The organism is Zymomonas mobilis, from assembly GCF_006715975.1.
In the GTDB taxonomy this organism is placed as follows: Bacteria; Pseudomonadota; Alphaproteobacteria; order Sphingomonadales; family Sphingomonadaceae; genus Zymomonas; species Zymomonas mobilis_B.
Map to the genome: position 1 here is coordinate 1,821,466 of NZ_VFOF01000001.1, position 16,591 is coordinate 1,838,056.

A 16,591-nucleotide genomic window follows, 5' to 3' on the forward strand; every position below is an offset into this window, starting at 1 on the left:
TATAAAAAATCAGGCCTGATATTACCGTTATTGAGTAAATTCTATCGGTAATATCGGGTCTGATATCTAAAAAATATGTCATGAAACGGTTTTTACGTAAGAAACAGGGTGGAATGTTGTCTCAACATGATTAGAAAGACCTTTGTCCTGATAATAAAAGCTTTTTGATCAATGACGATAGCGCATGGTTTGCTCCCCGAAGGATTACGAGACCGCCTTCCCCCCCAAGCTGAAGCAGCTTCCCGCTTGCTGCATCATGTTATTGTAGCCATCAACCGACATGGTTATGAACGGGTATCCCCACCTTTAGCCGAATTCGAAGAAAGTTTGCTTGGCCGTTTGAAGTCGGCACGCAAACAGGATTTGTTGCGTTTTGTTGACCCTGTTTCACAACGCAGCCTGGCTCTTCGCCCTGATATTACAGGACAGATCGGCCGCATTGCGACAACCCGATTAAATCATCGTCCACGGCCTTTACGTTTGGCCTATGGTGGCACCGTAATGAAATTACGGGCAACTCAGCTGCGGCCGGAAAGAGAATTGATGCAGGCTGGTGCCGAGTTAATCGGTAACGATTCAGTCGCTGGGGTCATTGAAATTTTAGGCATGGCCGTCGAGACCTTAAAAATCGCAGGTGTTGAAAAGATCAGCATTGATCTGACCTTGCCTGATCTGGTTGAAAAACTGGCTGAAACGACGCTGCCGATCGAAGCCTCCAAAAGAGAGAATCTCTTCACAGTTCTGGATGCCAAAGATGCAGGTGGTCTGGCCGAACTGAATGCAACGGGATATCGCCCCTTATTGGAAGCTGCGGGCCCGTTTGATCAGGCGATTGAGAAATTACAACCGATGGCTGAAAAGCTGGGCTTTGCCGATCGATTAAAAGCCCTGAAGACTATTCGGGATTCTCTTGATGAATCTGTGCATGTCACGCTCGACCCAACCGAACGGCATGGTTTCGAATACCAGACATGGATTGGTTTTTCGTTGTTTGGTTCCGGCATTCTGGGTGAAATTGGTCGCGGTGGCAGCTATACCATTATTCATCAGGATAAACGCGAAGAACAGGCCGTTGGCTTTTCTCTTTATATTGATCCTTTGGTCGATTCCGGTCTGGGACAGAAAAAATCCAGAAAGCTGTTCTTGCCGTTAGGTCATAATCCAGAACAGGCACGCGATCTGCGTCAGCAAGGCTGGATTACGATTGCAGCCCTTGATGAAGATGATGATCCTGTTATTCATCAATGCACAGATATTTTAACAAGCGGTGAAATCAAACCGCTCTGATTGAGTGATTCTTGAGGCGCATAACCTGCGCGAATAAAGCAACCAGCAGGAGCAAGAAAAATATGGCCAATGTTACGGTCGTCGGTGCCCAATGGGGTGATGAAGGCAAAGGCAAGATCGTCGACTGGCTCGCCGAACGAGCCGATGTCGTCGTCCGTTTTCAAGGCGGTCATAACGCCGGCCATACCCTTGTCGTTAATGGTGTTACCTATAAATTAAGCCTGTTACCTTCAGGGGTAGTCAGCGGCACGCTGTCAATTATCGGAAACGGCGTCGTTATCGACCCTTGGCATTTCCGTGATGAAATGGAACGCCTGAAAAAACAGGACGTCGTTATCACGCCAGAAACCTTGGCCATTGCAGAAACCAGCCCGTTAATCTTGCCGCTGCATAGCGAGCTGGACGGTTTCCGCGAAGATCGCTCCGGTGACAAAAAAATCGGAACAACCCGTCGTGGTATCGGCCCTGCTTATGAAGATAAGGTTGGCCGCCGTGCTATTCGTTTGTGCGACCTCGCCCATATTGATGAATTAGGCCCACGCCTTGATCGGTTAATCGCGCATCATAATGCGTTGCGGGTTGGCTTTGGCAAACCGCCTGTCGATCGTGAAAAACTGATTAGCGATTTGAAAGAAATCGCCAGTTCGATCCTGCCTTTTGCCAAACCAGCATGGCGGATTCTCGCTGAAGAACAGAAGAAAAATCGTCGTATCCTGTTTGAAGGTGCGCAGGGTGTGATGCTTGATGTTGATCATGGCACCTATCCTTATGTTACCTCGTCAAACACCATTGCAGGTTCTGCCGCTGGTGGTTCAGGTATGGGCGCTTCGGCCGTCGGTTTTGTTCTGGGTATTGCAAAAGCCTACACGACCCGCGTTGGCGCAGGCCCATTCCCGACTGAACTGGATGATGAAATTGGTCAGGCCTTGGGTGAACGTGGCCATGAATTTGGCACGGTTACCGGCCGTCGCCGCCGTTGTGGCTGGTTCGATTCCGTCTTGATGCGCCAATCTGTTGCTGTTGCCGGTATCACGGGCATTGCGCTGACCAAGCTGGATGTGTTGGACGGTTTCGACGAAATCAAAATCTGCACCGGCTATAAAATTGGCGACAAGGTTTTTGATTATCTTCCGCCTTATTATAAAGATCAGGCCGCCGCAAAGCCGGTTTATGAAACCATTGAAGGTTGGAAAGAATCCACCGCAGGCGCCAGAAGCTGGGGCGAACTTCCTGCACAGGCGATCAAATATATTCGCCGGATTGAAGAATTAATCGAATGTCCGATCACGCTGGTTTCAACCAGCCCAGAACGGGAAGATACCATTTTGGTAAAAGATCCGTTCCTCGGTTAATCAAAATCTATTTAGGAAAAAGCCGGAAGTATCTTCCGGCTTTTTTTATGTCTGCTTGGCAGGTTAGCCACGCAGAATTTAGTTTTGAGGAAGGCCATCTGAAAGGTTTATTTTTCGGCTTCTATTAGAGCCTCTTTTAACCATTCAGGTGTGATGATTTCTTGCCCAGCAGGGATAATGTCCCAATCAGATACACGACGTAAAGCAACGGCTATTTGTAAATCGCTATAATAGACTCTGCATTTAGCATCATCCAAGGGCTGTTCTGTCTTGATGACAGCCAGACGACGGTTGATTTTTTGCCGCCAATTCATTCGAGCAGTATTTTCCTGACCGACGTAACAACCCTTTGTAAAGCTAACGCCGTTTAATTCACGCGCATTGGCTTCTAGCCACAGCGTTTTATCTAACCCTAATTCGGCTTGGCCTTCGGTCACCCCCCATGACAAACGATGTTTTTTCCAGAGCAAACTGGCAGATGGTTTATTTTCAGAAACCCTCTCTAACCAGCGGAAACCCAGTTCTGGTAACCTTGGATCATTGAAGGCAGGATGACTATCATCCGGTTTTTCCAGCGACCAATGAACCTCTAAAGTCGGTTCGATTTCGATAAGAATAGCCCGCCGCAACCGATAGAGCGTTAGTCTCCGAATCAAATTATTGGCAATCGCGGCTTCGCAGTCGATAAGAATCGACGAGTCTTCTGCCCATAGAATGAAGTCGTATAAGACTTTTCCTTGGGCTGTAAGCAAAGCCGCCCAGAGAGGCGCGCTCTTCTCCAAGAGAAAAACATCCTGTGTTACAAGCCCTTGTAGGAAATCAAAGACTTCAGAAGACTTATCTTCTGCCATCGGAGATAAACGGATAACAGACCGATCAGCCAATAAAGTGGCTCTATCGGGCATAGTATTATTGTTCGCGGCGCTCATATTAGGATAGTAAAAAATTGGCAGACAAAAAGGAAGGCCGCTGATGCTATATGATCTGATTTTAAAAGGTGGAACGCTCTTTACGCCGGGTGGGCTGGTCTCGAAAGATATTGCTGTAAAGAATGGCAAGATTGCAGCCATCGGAGAATTCCACAAAGATCAGGCAGACTCCTTTTTGTCCTGTGATGGATTGACGGTTTTACCAGGGGCGATTGATACACAGGTTCATTTCCGTGAACCCGGATTGGAAGGCAAAGAAGACCTTGCCAGCGGTAGTAAGGCTGCGGTCATGGGTGGAATCACCGCCGTTTTTGAAATGCCTAATACCAATCCGCCAACGGATACCGCAGAAGCTTTGGCCGACAAAATTGCCCGCGCGCATCGCCGGATGTGGTGCGACCATGCCTTCTATATCGGTGCAACCGCCAATAATATTTCGAAATTAGACGAAATCGAAAGCTTGCCCGGTTGTGCTGGCGTTAAAGTTTTTATGGGATCATCAACCGGAAATTTATTGGTTGATGATGACGAGACCCTGCTTTCTGTTTTGCAATCGGGACGGCGTCGCGTGGCTATCCATGCCGAAGACGAAGCCCGTTTGAAAGCACGGCAAGAATATCGGGTAGAAGGTGACCCGTCATCCCATCCGGTGTGGCGCGATGATGAAACCGCCATGCAGGCAACCAAGCGTATTTTGTCTTTAGCCAAGAAGGCAGGCCGTCCTATCCATATTCTTCACGTAACCACGCCTGAAGAAATGGCTTTGATCGCCCAGCATAAAGATATCGCGAGTTGTGAGCTAACGCCGCAACATCTGACCTTAGCCGCTGAAACCGCTTATCCTGAATTGGGTACTTATGCCCAAATGAATCCGCCTATCCGTTCTGAAAAGCATCAATCAGGATTATGGGATGCCTTGCAGCAAGGTATCGCCGACGTCATCGGTTCTGATCACGCCCCACATACGATTGAAGAAAAACAACGTCCCTACCCTCAATCACCTAGTGGTATGCCAGGTGTTCAGACCTTGCTGCCTTTAATGCTGCATCATGTAGCGGAAGGCCGTTTAAGCCTTGCACGTTTGGTTGATCTCGTATCATCGGGGCCGCAGCGGTTATTCGGACTGTTGAATAAAGGCCGGATTGCGGTGGGTTATGATGCCGATTTTTCTATTGTCGATATGAAAGCATCATGGGTCATCGAAAATGAATGGTTGGCTTCCAAATGTGGATGGTCTCCCTTTGCGGGTAAACAATTGAAAGCCAAACCCGTTGGCACGATCATTCGAGGTCATCGCGTTATGTGGGAAGGTCAACTTTATGGCGAACCCGCAGGTCGCCCATTGCGTTTTCAGGATAGTGTACGGAATGAATTGAAAAAATAGCGGCTTCTATTTTTTGTCCAAGGCCAGTTATAATATAGGTAATTATATTGTAACTGGCCTAATCTTTACCTTCAATTATCTTCATTTCTGTTTAAATCTATAATCAAGTGCTTATAGAAAGCCGCCAGATTCAAGGCTTTTATAAAATAGTCTGGATATTTTTTGAACAAAGGCGGTAGTTAAAAATTCAGGATATAAATCTGTCACAGCAGATTTATTTTCAAAGTAAAAATTATTGTCGTGATGAAGTGTTTTTTAAATTTTGTTCCAATAATTTTATTTTTGAAATATTAGCTAGATAAATATGATTCCATCTTTTGATTTATCCTTTTAATATTCTGACAAAACAGCTTTTTATGGTCAGCCCCCTTGCGATTTTAAGGGGACATACACATTTATGTGGCATATTTGCTACATAAATGATTTCAGATAGAGTGGGCTTAAAGACATTATGGCTGATCTTTACGAAAAACTGGGAGTGACGCGGAACGCGGACGAGGCGGCTATTAAAAAAGCCTATCGCTCTCTGGCGAAAAAATATCATCCAGATCACAACAAGGATAACCCCCAAGCAGCCGAGCGCTTTTCCGAAGTATCAGCAGCCTATGATATTTTATCCGATAAAGAAAAACGCGGGCAATATGATCGTGGAGAGATCGATGAACAGGGTAATCCGCGCTTTAATGGCGCAGGTGGCTTCGGCGGTGCCGGTGCAGGCGGCAACCGTGGCGGTGGCGGCTTTGGCGGATTCAACTTTGGCGGCGGTGGCGGCGGCGACTTCGGTGATATTTTCGAAGGTATTTTCGGTGGTGGCGGCGGTGGTCGATCACAACGAGGCGGGTTCGGTGGAAGATCTGCGCCAAAAGGCAGCAATAACCTTTACCGCTTAAAGGTTCCTTTTGTGGATGCCGCCACGCTTCATCCTCAACGAATTACATTGGGCGATGGCAAAACGATCGACCTCAAACTACCAGCCGGTGTCGAAAATGGTACTCAGATGCGTCTAGCGGGCAAAGGACAACCTGGCCCCGGTGGTGCAGGTGATGCGATTGTTACTATTGATATTCAGCCTCATGCGTTTTTCCAACGCAAGGATGATGACATTATTTTAAATCTGCCAATTTCGCTTGCTGAAGCCGTTGAAGGTGGGAAAGTAAAAGTCCCAACCGCAGAAGGTGCCGTCATGGTATCGATTCCAGCCGGTGCCAGCTCGGGAAAAGTCTTACGTCTTAGAGGCAAAGGCTTTCATAAGAAATCCGGTGGGCGTGGAGATGAACTAATCACTTTGATGATTACTATCCCCGAAAACGATAGCGACTTGAAGCAATTGATCCAAAAATGGGCAGGAAAAGAGTCCTATAATCCAAGAGCAGCTTTGGGGTTGTAATATCCTAACGATAGTAATGATGTCTAAGATTTTAAGACCGGTCGAGATGGCCGGTCTTAATATTTTGACAAAACAGAATAGAATAAGGGGTAAATCCCTCCTCACCCTGTTGTTATTGGACAATAAAATATTTTATTGAGATGAGGTCATTTCAATTCATCTGAATTGAATATTGTAAGTCATCAGGCTGTTGCCAAATAACTCTATTAAAAATAGTTTTTTCTTTTAGCACCAGTGCGGCGTGATTATCTCTTGTTTAATGATGAACGTTAAGAGACCATGCCGGCAATTATGACAGAAGAAAAACAAAACAAGTCGCCGGATCATAAACGACGCAAAAGATATCTATCCATTTTCAGGATTATAAAGCAGGTCATCAGCGGCGTGATTGGCAATGGTTTTCCCCATGCCGGTAATTTTGCCTATATGGCCTTGCTAACGCTTTTTCCTTTTATGATTTTGACCATTATCGTGGCCAGTGCCATTGGGCGCGGCACAGCTGGTTTTGCGGCTGTTCATTCTTTTCTTTCGGCCTTACCTCCAAATGTTTCTACACAGCTTAGTGGGCCTATTTTTCAGGTATTATCAGCGCGTTCTGGGTCTTTGATCTGGTGGAGTGCGATTGTCAGCCTATGGTCTGTCAGTGGGTTCATCGCCAGTATTCGAGAGCTTCTTTATCGAACCTATCACATGGAACCGCCCACGGCCTTTATCCGCTATCGTCTAGGCGCTATGGCTATCAATATCGGTGCGGTTTTGCTCCTGTTTATTATTTTATCGGTGCAGGTGCTTATTGCGACTCTTCAAAATATTTTTGCACAGCGTTTTGGCTGGGTCATGCAATATGCAAAGGATGCTTTGCCGCATATTAGCCTTTCCGATAATCTTAATCTGATAGATCAGCTTAATCTCATTGGCCTTACTAGTGATCGCATACATGCTTTTTTAGATCATATTACTGTATTTTCTATAGTATCTCGGATTGTTTCAGGTGGGCTATTATTTTGTGCCCTCTATATTTTGTTTTATTCGATCACCCCGCCCCAATATAGACAAGCCCGCTATTATAAATGGCCAGGGGCTTTTCTTACCGCTTTTTGGTGGCAGATGGTTACCATGATTCTGCCTATCGCTCTTAATAATATGTTGGATTATAACCGCAGCTATGGCGGGCTTGCGGGCTCGGTCATAGTTTTGATTTATTTCTGGATCATTGGACTGGGCTTGGTTGTCGGTATTCATTTGAATGCAACACTGGCATTTGACAGGGCAACCTCTGTTGCCCCAAAAAGTAGTAAATAATTTTGATAGACGAGGTATGTATGGCCGGATTGATGGATGGGAAAAGAGGACTGATCATGGGGCTTGCCAATGATCGTTCTTTGGCATGGGGAATTGCCTGCGCTCTTAAAGAGCAAGGTGCTGAACTGGCTTTCGCATATCAAGGCGATGCCTTAAAAAAACGGGTGCAACCGCTGGCAGAAAAGTTGGGATCAGATATTCTGATCGACTGTGATGTCAGTGATATGGCGGCAATTGATAACGCTTTTGATAATCTGGCAGAACGTTGGCCAACGATTGATTTTGTGGTTCATGCCATTGGCTTTTCTGACAAAAATGAACTGCGTGGTCATTTTGCAGATACCAGCCTTGAAAATTTCCAGATGACGATGACGATTTCTGCTTATTCCTTGATTGCGGTAACCAGAAAAGCCCGTGACATGATGCCAAATGGCGGTAGCGTTTTGACGCTGACCTATTATGGCGCAGAAAAAGTCATGCCGAATTATAATATTATGGGTGTTGCAAAAGCCGCCTTGGAAACCTCGGTAAAATATCTGGCTGCAGATCTTGGTGACCAGAATATTCGGGTTAATGCTATTTCGGCAGGTCCAATCCAAACGATGGCAGCCCGTGGCATTGGTGATTTTTCTTATATCCTGAAATGGAATCAGCTGAACACCCCATTGAAGCGGACGGTTTCGATCGAAGAAGTCGGGAAGTCATCGCTTTATTTACTGTCCGATCTGGCTTCAGGCGTTACGGGCGAAATTCATCATGTGGATGCCGGATATAATATTGTCGGTATGAAGCGCATTGATGCGCCAGATATTGTGCTCGCAAAATGAGTTTCAACAGCTTTGGTCACCTCTTCCGCTTTACCAGCTGGGGAGAAAGTCACGGCCCTGCCCTTGGTGCTGTGGTGGATGGCTGCCCGCCCGGATTGGCCTTGTCTGAAAAAGATATTCAGCCTTGGCTAGACCGCCGGAAACCCGGTTCTTCTCGCTTTACAACGCAGAGACGTGAAGCGGATGAAGTGAAAATTTTGTCAGGTGTTTTCGAAGGCCAGACAACTGGCACGCCAATCAGCCTGATGATTGAGAATACAGACCAGCGTTCCCGTGATTACAGTAATGTCGCGCAACAATACCGTCCGGCGCATGGTGATTTCGCCTATGATGCAAAATATGGTTTGCGCGATTATCGCGGTGGTGGTCGGTCTTCGGCAAGAGAAACAGCCGCCCGTGTTGCCGCCGGTGCTGTAGCAAGGCTAGTCATTCCGGAAGTGAAAATTCAGGGATATCTAGTTGAACTGGGCGGTGACAAAATTGATCGTCAGGCGTTTGATGAAGCAGAGATCAACAATAATCCTTTTTTCTGCCCTGATAAAAAGGCCGTCGAAAGATGGGAACAAATTGTCGATAATGCTCGAAAAGACGGCAATTCTGTTGGTGCCATTGTTGAATGCGTTGCAACGCAGGTAGCTGCAGGCTGGGGGGCGCCCCTTTATGCCAAACTGGATTCAGAATTAGCCGCAGCCTGTATGGGCATTAATGCTGTTAAAGGCGTTGAAATCGGCGATGGCTTTGATGCTGCACGGTCAACAGGACGCGATAACGCTGATGCGCTGCGCCCTGCCTTAGAAGGACATGGTCAGGCACGTTTCGTATCCAATCATGCAGGCGGTGTGACAGCTGGTATTGCGACAGGACAACCGGTTGTTATCCGCTGCGCATTAAAGCCGACCCCTTCTATTCTGTCACCCTTGCCATCGATCAATCGCGATGGTGAGGCGGTAGAGATCAGCACGAAAGGCCGTCATGACCCTTGTGTCGGTATTCGAGCTGTTCCTGTCGTAGAAGCCATGGTGGCATTAGTTTTGGCAGATCAAAAACTTTTGCATCGCGCCCAGACGGGTCGCTAATATTTCTTTCAAATATAAAAAAAGCCGGAAGTCCTAAAACCTCCGGCTTTTTTTATAGGTTTTGAGTGTAAGCTTAGATACCGCGTTTCAGGGTAATGAAGAAACGACGAGGTGCACCAGCCTGTAAATTCTGAGCATCACCACTGGCAACAAAGCCGGTTGTGCCGATGGTCGAAACATAACGCTGACCCGTCATATTGGTGACGTTACCAATGACCGTCCAGCCCTTCAGATAAGGCACTTCATCACCGAAGTGATAACCGATAGCACCGTTCAAGATATACTGACCGGGGACATGGACGCTGTTCACGGCATCAGCCAAACGATGCACCATAAAGGTACCACCGACCCGCATTAACAAGTGATGGTCGTCATAAACGATATCAGCTTTGAACATGTTCCGCGGAATACCGGGAACCCATTTATTTTTGGTATCGTAAAGAACCGAACCGTTTTCGCCCATTATATTATTGGCATAGGTTGCATGGGTATAAGAATACCCGGCCAAGACAGATAATGGCCGCAAAATGCGATACATGGCGGTGACATCAACGCCATAATTCTTCACACCGCCGACATTATAAACATTGATAGGGGCGTTAGCGCTTTTAGTCGAAGTCGCCAGCAGATTATTGGTTATATAGCTGTAATAGGCAGCAATGCTGGTCTGGAAACGACCTTCATGATACCGCATACCGATTTCATAATTGGTCGATTTTTCAGGCCGAAGCTTGTGATCGCTGGATAAATTATTGAAATTAGCCTGCGAGGTGGCTGCCAAAAGATTGGCATTCATCGCCTGCATATTTTCGGAATAATTAAAGAACAAATCGATGCGGCTATCCGGTTTCCACAAGATACCGAATTGCGGCAAGAACCAATCCGTTGAGTTCAGCTTGCCCGTTGCACGATTGTAATCGGAAAGATTACCGGCGGCTTTATTCTGGCTGGTGGTCTGGAATCCTTTCCATCCACCGGACAAAGTCACCTTACCAAAGTCCATGCGATCAGACACATAATACATCGTCGTTTCGGAACCGATGGTATGCGCCCATTGTGAACTGAAAGGATTGCTTTGATATTGCAAGATATTACGGGATGGCCCGCTTTGATTGGCGGCTAAATCGTAATAATCAGTGGCCTGATGGCTCGTGCTGGATTCATACCAGCCACCGGCTTCCAAATGGTTTTTGAAGATTGAGAAATCATGATCCCATGCAACATGACCGGTAACGCCACCACGATTCTGGGTCGAGGTCACGCCCATAACGGATAATGAAGAGCCGCCCGGGGTTGCAACATAAGGATTATACATCAAATCCTGACCATATTCGCGGTTGTAATAACCAGTCAGGTCAACACTGATTTCTTTGGTCACATGCCGTTTGAAATGCAGACCACCAATATAATCACGTCTTAAAGTCGATGCACTGTAATAGGTGTCATTGACCGAATTGTAAGGCGATGGATAAGCATTGCTGCCATTCTGGTAGGCTGTTCCCATTTGCTGGGCGACATCCCAGTTATGGGTATAATCGGTATCGGTGCCCAAGCCTTTTTGCATGTCATAACTACTATTCATGTAGTTATTTTCACGAAGGCTGGAATAGTCGAAGAAGACACCGACTTCGCCATCATAGCCATCATGCAGATCCTGCGTGATTTTGGCGTTGACCTGATGCTCTTTTTCTTTACCCCAACCGCGGCTTTTACCGCTGGTTAAATAGCCATAGCTGAAAGATCCGCGCAAACCGTTTCCGGTGACGTCACCGCTTTCAACACGGGCAAAGCCACGCCATGTATTGTTAGAGCCATAGGTGCCTGAACCGACGATATCGAGTTTATCACCCGGACGGTGTGATGCGAACTGAACCGAGCCACCGACATTATTATTAGCCGCTAAACCAAGGCTGCCCGTCGAGGAATTGACCGTCACGCTGTCGATATTTTCAGGCATGATCATCCGGTTGATCGACAAGCCATTGCTGCTGTCCATCATATTACCAAGAGGCACACCATCAATCGTAAAACCGATCTGATCCTGTGAAAAGCCACGGATAGTCAGGTTACTGGATTTTTCATCCAGACCGAAAGAGTCAGCAGACTGGAAATTAACACTTGGCAAGGTGGCCATGACACTGAGTGCGGATGTACCAGGGGTCATCCGGCTGAAATTGTCTTGTGTTATAGTTATTTGCTGGCGGGTTTGTCCAAAACCGATATTGGCAATATCATCCCGTCCGACCCGACGGCTGATTAAGCCACCAGCGCCATCATCTTTGGCGGGCGGTTGCGTGATATCGACTTTCCGAAGCATGGGTCTATCAGGCACAGGATGCGAAACAGCGGTCGGCGTCTGGCCTCTTGTGCCGGCACCGGTTGTTTGCGCGGGCGCCGGATAAGCAGCGGAAGATGGCGGATTGCCCGTAGGATTATTCGGTTTCTTATATTGAACCCCCTGCGCGTAAGCTGATTGCACACAAGCAAGAAGGGCGGTACCTGCCAGTAACTGACAAAAATATCTTGTCATTCATCCTCTCCTTTACCGCAATATGACCGGATTTTTCCGGTTCCTGCAGATATTCTTTTAGTCTTTTTATTGTATCCAAGAGAATGGATGGATGACATTATCAGACCACCCCATTTCATTCCCCTGATAGATAACTGAAACGTCCTGTTCTGTAGGCTATATTAGCGAAAAAGCAAAAGCCTAACAGCGAACAAAATGTCCAGTGACAATTTGTTATAAAGCTGTGCTGTGATGTCTACATAGCTGTTATTAGGCTTGATAGCTTTAAAATATCTTAAGACTATCCCCTAATTGTAATCTGATGAGCAGATTCTCTAAGAAATCTGGCATAACAGCCACACATCCAGCCGTTTGACGACCAAAAATACGACAATGTAGGAAAATCGCACTGCCTAAATAGGGAAAAGCCGGTCGGTCGTTATAACCAAGCGTGATAATAATGTCGTAGAGAGAATCTTGACGCCACAAAGACTCAGCTGACCCTGAAAAAGGCAAAGTCACGGGTCGGTTATAGCAGGGATATTGGCTGTCATCGCACCAACCATCATTGGGACGAATCCAGCGCCATGGGATTTTGATATCCTGAACATTAAAAGGCGGATGAGCGGCGGTATTAAAACGGTCAGGCCGTAATAACGCTCCCCGAATAGGCCAACATCCAAGCGGGGTTTTATTGTCCCCTTCCCGTTTAGCCTCCGCTGCGACAACCCCGTTTTTCCCCAAGGCGCAGGAAGTCTGATAGCATTGACCCTTCCGGTTTTCGGTCAGGATTCGAGACTGACTGTCGATGTAGATTTCTACCATTATCGGGAAGAATGCCTTCTATTATCCTGCAACATTACGAGCTGTTTATTAAAATACCCCAAAATCTATTCAAGCACCGTTTAGAAACTAGCTGATTAAAATAAAGGTAGCGTTAAAAGATTAACGCTACCTCAAAATAGTTTAATTTAGAAAACGACTATCTTTTAGAAGCCTTCAAGAACGATCTTGCCTTTACTATGTCCCGCTTCGATAAATTGATGCGCCTGTTTAAGATTTTTGGCGTTAATAACCCCTAAATTTTTTGTAAGGGTTGTTCTGATGCACCCTTCATCCACAAGATCACTTAACTTATTCAAAATGGAATGCTGCTCGGACAAATCGGCAGTTTCAAACATTGAGCGGGTGAACATACATTCATAATGAAGAGACAAAGATTTTGCCTGAAAAATATCAATATTCAGGAGTCCCGGCTCATCAATCAGAGCAAAACGGCCTTGAGGTGCCATCAATTTGGCAGCTTCCTCAAAATGTTGATCGGTATGATTGGCTGAAAAAACAAAAGGTAGAGCGCCTTTGTTAAGTGCCTCTATCTGGGGAGATAAGGCTTTACTATGATCGATAACATAATGAGCGCCCATCATAGTAACCCATTCACTGCTTTCTGGTCGGGAGGCCGTGGCGATAACCGTTGCATCGCTTAACTGGCGCGCTAGTTGAATTGCGATCGAGCTGACACCACCACTGCCGCCGATAATTAAGATAGCGGGTTTAATACCGGCAACAGGTTGATGGATATTAAGCCGGTCGAATAAAACTTCCCAAGCGGTAAGTGTGGTTAACGGTAAGGCCGCCGCTTCTGCCCAGTTAAGGCTTTTGGGTTTTTTGCCTACAATTCGTTCATCGACAAGCTGAAATTCTGCATTACTGCCGGAGCGATTCAAAGTCCCTGCATAGAAGACTTCATCGCCCACTTTGAATAATTGTGCCTCATCGCCCGTTTCGACGACAACACCCGCAGCATCCCATCCTAAAATTTTCCATTCTTCCCCTGCCTTAAGAGGCATCTTCTGTCTTACTTTTGCATCAACCGGATTAACGGAAACCGCTTTTATCTCGATTAATAAATCACGGCCTTTGGATTTTGGCCTAGGAATCTCGATATCCACCAAGGAGTCAGGCTCTGTAAGGGAGAGCGGTTTTTGATAGCCAACTGCACGCATAATGTATTCCTTTTACAGTTTGAGGCTATCAATATCTATCTTACCTTCATAAAGAACAAGAACGCACATAAAAGGCCTATAGTATCTAAAAGGATACTGTAAAAGGAAATGATAATGCCTCGTATCCGACATAAAAGCTTTGAATGTAACGCGGGTTGCCCCGTGGAAGGGACGCTCAATTTGATTGATGGCAAATGGAAAGGCGTTATTCTCTATCATCTTTTTGAGAAAACATTGCGTTTCAACGAGTTACGCCGCAGACTTCCTGATATTACGCAGCGTATGCTCACCAAACAATTAAGAGAATTAGAGAAAAATAATCTAATTATCCGAACCGTTTATCCTGTCATTCCGCCCAAGGTTGAATATAGTTTGTCTGAATTGGGGCGTAGTCTTGAGCCTGTTATAGCGGCGCTTAAAACATGGGGTGACCGATATTTGAGCAGTAATGAGGTATAGATCGGAAGATGATAAGAGCCTCCAAAGGATTGTCTCTGCTAGGCCTTATCATTACCCCTTGAATAACAGATATGCGGCCATATTAAGAATGTAGCAAGGCAGCCAACACATCACCGCATATCCAAGATTAGAGAGCCTATTTTTTTATAGTTGATGACCGCTACGGTCGCGCTTGGTTTCAAGATAGGCCTGATTATGGGGATTGGGTTCGATTTTCAAAGGCAATCGTTCGACAACGTCAATGCCTGCGTTTTTGAGCCCCTGAACCTTATCGGGATTGTTGGTCAGCAATCGGATTTGTTTCACTTCTAATTCCTGCAACATTTGGGCAGCGAGCCTGAAATCACGGGCATCATTGACAAATCCCAATCGAACATTGGCATCTACCGTATCGAAGCCCTGATCTTGCAAGCTATAGGCGCGCAATTTGTTGATAAGTCCGATACCGCGCCCTTCCTGCCGTAAATAAAGCAGGATACCATAGCCGGAATTATCCATAATCCGCAAAGCCTGATGAAGCTGGGGGCCGCAATCGCATTTAAGCGATCCGAAAACATCGCCGGTTAAACATTCGCTATGCAGACGAACAACGGGTGGCTGTCCATCAGGATGACCGATAATGACGGCCACATGTTCAACAGCATCGGCATTATTTCGAAAAGCGACGATCTGACTGTTTTCGATCGCTTTACCATGATCGCCCAAGGAAATCGGCAACCGCGCTCTTGCTGCGATATAGACGCCCTGCCCTTGGAAAAAATCGACAATGTCTTCAGCGGGCACCGTTAAAAGCGCCTGATTGGAGTTACCTTCCTGCACAAAGAAAGCCGGTAAAAGACCCGCCATTCTGGCTAAATCTAAGGCAGAGGCCGCAGCTTGTTTGGCAGGAGTTTTTCTAACTTTGAAGGGGCCTTTCATAGGCTTTTCAAGATCCATAGAAGGATCAGCCAAAGCCAAAGCCGAAGAACAGTCAATCCAAGGCGTTCTGGCCAAGGTCACTGGCTGTTCAGGCGTGGCGGCTTCTTTGTCATTAGCGAGATTCAAGATGGCTGCCCGTGCCGCCGAAAGGAGCACATCTGCTTTTTTATCTGGATCAAAGACTTTTAACCGCTGATCGTCTGCCCGTTCGATAGCCAGCAAACTTAAGACATTTTCCTTATCCGCTATTGAGATAGGCCAGCCTCGACGCAAGGCATCAATGGCCTGTGCGATGACTATCGCTTTACGATCCTCAACCATTAAAATTAAACTCCGTTAGCAGAGGAACATGATCAGAAGGTTTTGTCCAACTGCGGCAAGATTCATAAACTTTATGGGCGACAAGATTTTCTAAGAGAGAGGGGCTTGCCCACATATGGTCGAGACGCCTGCCCCGATCAGATTTCGTCCAGTCTTTCGAACGATAACTCCACCATGTATATAAACGGTTGGGCGCTGGGTGAAAATGCCGGCCAAGGTCTATCCAGTTATGGCTGGATTGCAGACGTGTGAGATGATCGACCTCTATCGGGGTATGGCTGACCACTTTTAAAAGCTGTTTATGGCTCCACACATCAGATTCCAAAGGCGCGATATTAAAATCACCAACCAGAATAGTCGGTTTTTCCAAATGGGATGACCATTCGATCATACGGCTTATAAAATCGAGTTTTTGACCAAATTTAGGATTAAGATCCCGATCGGGAATATCACCGCCGGCTGGAATATAAACATTTTCGAGGCGCACACCATTTTCAAGCGTGATGCCTATATGGCGGGCTTCCTGATTATTTTGCCAATCATGACGGGTCATATCAGAAGGAGAAAAAGCAATCCGGCTGAGAATGGCTACGCCATTATATCCGGGTTGGCCATGCACGGCCTGATGAATATAGCCGAGATCATGGAAAAGACCGGACGGGAAAACATCATTTGTTGCCTTGGTTTCTTGCAAACAAAGAATATCCGGCTGTTCTTCTTTCAAGAAACGCTCAACATGCACCAATCTGGCACGTACTGAATTGATATTCCATGAGACTATACGCAAAATATTTCCTGCCATTTATGACCAACAGAATACCACGTTATGGCGTC

General features: G+C 46.4%; 14 protein-coding genes. 8 read left to right on the plus strand and 6 right to left on the minus strand.

Translation table 11 applies throughout. The features are described 5' to 3' along the window. Positions 1–171 precede the first annotated feature (171 nt). Positions 172–1,287, plus strand: coding sequence for an ATP phosphoribosyltransferase regulatory subunit (locus FBY58_RS07940; RefSeq protein ID WP_141920429.1), 1,116 nt, complete (start codon positions 172–174; stop codon positions 1,285–1,287). A 62-nt stretch (positions 1,288–1,349) separates the two neighbouring features. Further along, complete coding sequence (locus FBY58_RS07945; RefSeq protein ID WP_141920430.1) at positions 1,350–2,639, plus strand: adenylosuccinate synthase; 1,290 nt, start codon at positions 1,350–1,352, stop codon at positions 2,637–2,639. A gap of 107 nt (positions 2,640–2,746) precedes the next feature. Here FBY58_RS07945 and FBY58_RS07950 read toward each other — a convergent pair whose 3' ends face one another. Beyond that, on the minus strand, positions 2,747–3,568 hold the full coding sequence (locus FBY58_RS07950; protein WP_141920431.1) for a folate-binding protein YgfZ: 822 nt from the start codon (positions 3,566–3,568) through the stop codon (positions 2,747–2,749). Positions 3,569–3,611: 43 nt separating this feature from the next. Here FBY58_RS07950 and FBY58_RS07955 point away from each other — a divergent pair, with 43 nt between their 5' ends. From FBY58_RS07955 to aroC, 5 genes are all read left to right on the plus strand, one after another. Beyond that, positions 3,612–4,952 (plus strand): dihydroorotase, encoded by a 1,341-nt coding sequence (locus tag FBY58_RS07955; protein ID WP_141920432.1) that lies wholly within the window; start codon positions 3,612–3,614, stop codon positions 4,950–4,952. 451 nt (positions 4,953–5,403) lie between these two features. Continuing rightward, positions 5,404–6,339: a DnaJ C-terminal domain-containing protein gene (locus FBY58_RS07960; protein WP_141920433.1), complete on the plus strand. Its 936-nt coding sequence runs from the start codon at positions 5,404–5,406 to the stop codon at positions 6,337–6,339. A gap of 291 nt (positions 6,340–6,630) precedes the next feature. Beyond that, positions 6,631–7,641 (plus strand): YihY/virulence factor BrkB family protein, encoded by a 1,011-nt coding sequence (locus tag FBY58_RS07965; protein WP_260432158.1) that lies wholly within the window; start codon positions 6,631–6,633, stop codon positions 7,639–7,641. A 20-nt stretch (positions 7,642–7,661) separates the two neighbouring features. Further along, entirely contained in the window at positions 7,662–8,468 is an 807-nt protein-coding gene (gene fabI / locus FBY58_RS07970) for an enoyl-ACP reductase FabI (RefSeq protein ID WP_141920667.1), read from the plus strand. Further along, complete coding sequence (gene aroC, locus FBY58_RS07975) at positions 8,465–9,544, plus strand: chorismate synthase (protein WP_141920435.1); 1,080 nt, start codon at positions 8,465–8,467, stop codon at positions 9,542–9,544. Before fabI ends, aroC begins: the two co-directional genes overlap by 4 nt. Positions 9,545–9,617: 73 nt before the next feature. Here aroC and FBY58_RS07980 read toward each other — a convergent pair whose 3' ends face one another. From FBY58_RS07980 to FBY58_RS07990, 3 genes are all read right to left on the minus strand, one after another. After that, positions 9,618–12,074 carry a TonB-dependent receptor gene (locus FBY58_RS07980; RefSeq protein ID WP_141920436.1) on the minus strand — a complete coding sequence of 819 codons (2,457 nt, stop codon included), beginning with the start codon at positions 12,072–12,074 and terminating at the stop codon, positions 9,618–9,620. 264 nt (positions 12,075–12,338) lie between these two features. Next, positions 12,339–12,878 (minus strand): L,D-transpeptidase, encoded by a 540-nt coding sequence (locus FBY58_RS07985; RefSeq protein WP_141920437.1) that lies wholly within the window; start codon positions 12,876–12,878, stop codon positions 12,339–12,341. A gap of 164 nt (positions 12,879–13,042) precedes the next feature. After that, the gene (locus FBY58_RS07990) at positions 13,043–14,059 is read right to left on the minus strand and encodes a zinc-binding alcohol dehydrogenase family protein (protein WP_141920438.1); all 1,017 of its coding nucleotides are present in this window, start codon (positions 14,057–14,059) and stop codon (positions 13,043–13,045) included. A gap of 114 nt (positions 14,060–14,173) precedes the next feature. On the opposite strand from FBY58_RS07990, the gene FBY58_RS07995 reads away from it, so the two are divergent. Then, a complete protein-coding gene (locus tag FBY58_RS07995) occupies positions 14,174–14,518 on the plus strand; it encodes a helix-turn-helix domain-containing protein (RefSeq protein ID WP_141920439.1) in 345 nt (114 codons plus the stop codon). A gap of 144 nt (positions 14,519–14,662) precedes the next feature. Here the strand turns inward: FBY58_RS07995 and ribA are convergent, their stop codons facing one another. Next, a complete protein-coding gene (ribA, locus tag FBY58_RS08000; RefSeq protein ID WP_141920440.1) occupies positions 14,663–15,757 on the minus strand; it encodes a GTP cyclohydrolase II in 1,095 nt (364 codons plus the stop codon). After that, complete coding sequence (gene xth / locus FBY58_RS08005) at positions 15,750–16,559, minus strand: exodeoxyribonuclease III (RefSeq protein WP_141920441.1); 810 nt, start codon at positions 16,557–16,559, stop codon at positions 15,750–15,752. Before xth ends, ribA begins: the two co-directional genes overlap by 8 nt. Positions 16,560–16,591: the final 32 nt, after the last annotated feature.

Bases quoted from the DNA above. Each gene is read 5' to 3' on its own strand.
- FBY58_RS07960 (WP_141920433.1), top strand. From the start codon at position 5,404: ATGGCTGATCTTTACGAAAAACTGGGAGTGACGCGGAACGCGGACGAG.
- FBY58_RS07995 (WP_141920439.1), top strand. From the start codon at position 14,174: ATGCCTCGTATCCGACATAAAAGCTTTGAATGTAACGCGGGTTGCCCC.
- aroC (WP_141920435.1), top strand. From the start codon at position 8,465: ATGAGTTTCAACAGCTTTGGTCACCTCTTCCGCTTTACCAGCTGGGGA.
- FBY58_RS07950 (WP_141920431.1), bottom strand. From the start codon at position 3,568: ATGAGCGCCGCGAACAATAATACTATGCCCGATAGAGCCACTTTATTG.
- FBY58_RS07965 (WP_260432158.1), top strand. From the start codon at position 6,631: ATGACAGAAGAAAAACAAAACAAGTCGCCGGATCATAAACGACGCAAA.
- ribA (WP_141920440.1), bottom strand. From the start codon at position 15,757: ATGGTTGAGGATCGTAAAGCGATAGTCATCGCACAGGCCATTGATGCC.
- FBY58_RS07980 (WP_141920436.1), bottom strand. From the start codon at position 12,074: ATGACAAGATATTTTTGTCAGTTACTGGCAGGTACCGCCCTTCTTGCT.
- FBY58_RS07955 (WP_141920432.1), top strand. From the start codon at position 3,612: ATGCTATATGATCTGATTTTAAAAGGTGGAACGCTCTTTACGCCGGGT.
- FBY58_RS07985 (WP_141920437.1), bottom strand. From the start codon at position 12,878: ATGGTAGAAATCTACATCGACAGTCAGTCTCGAATCCTGACCGAAAAC.
- FBY58_RS07990 (WP_141920438.1), bottom strand. From the start codon at position 14,059: ATGCGTGCAGTTGGCTATCAAAAACCGCTCTCCCTTACAGAGCCTGAC.
- FBY58_RS07945 (WP_141920430.1), top strand. From the start codon at position 1,350: ATGGCCAATGTTACGGTCGTCGGTGCCCAATGGGGTGATGAAGGCAAA.
- FBY58_RS07940 (WP_141920429.1), top strand. From the start codon at position 172: ATGACGATAGCGCATGGTTTGCTCCCCGAAGGATTACGAGACCGCCTT.
- xth (WP_141920441.1), bottom strand. From the start codon at position 16,559: ATGGCAGGAAATATTTTGCGTATAGTCTCATGGAATATCAATTCAGTA.
- fabI (WP_141920667.1), top strand. From the start codon at position 7,662: ATGGCCGGATTGATGGATGGGAAAAGAGGACTGATCATGGGGCTTGCC.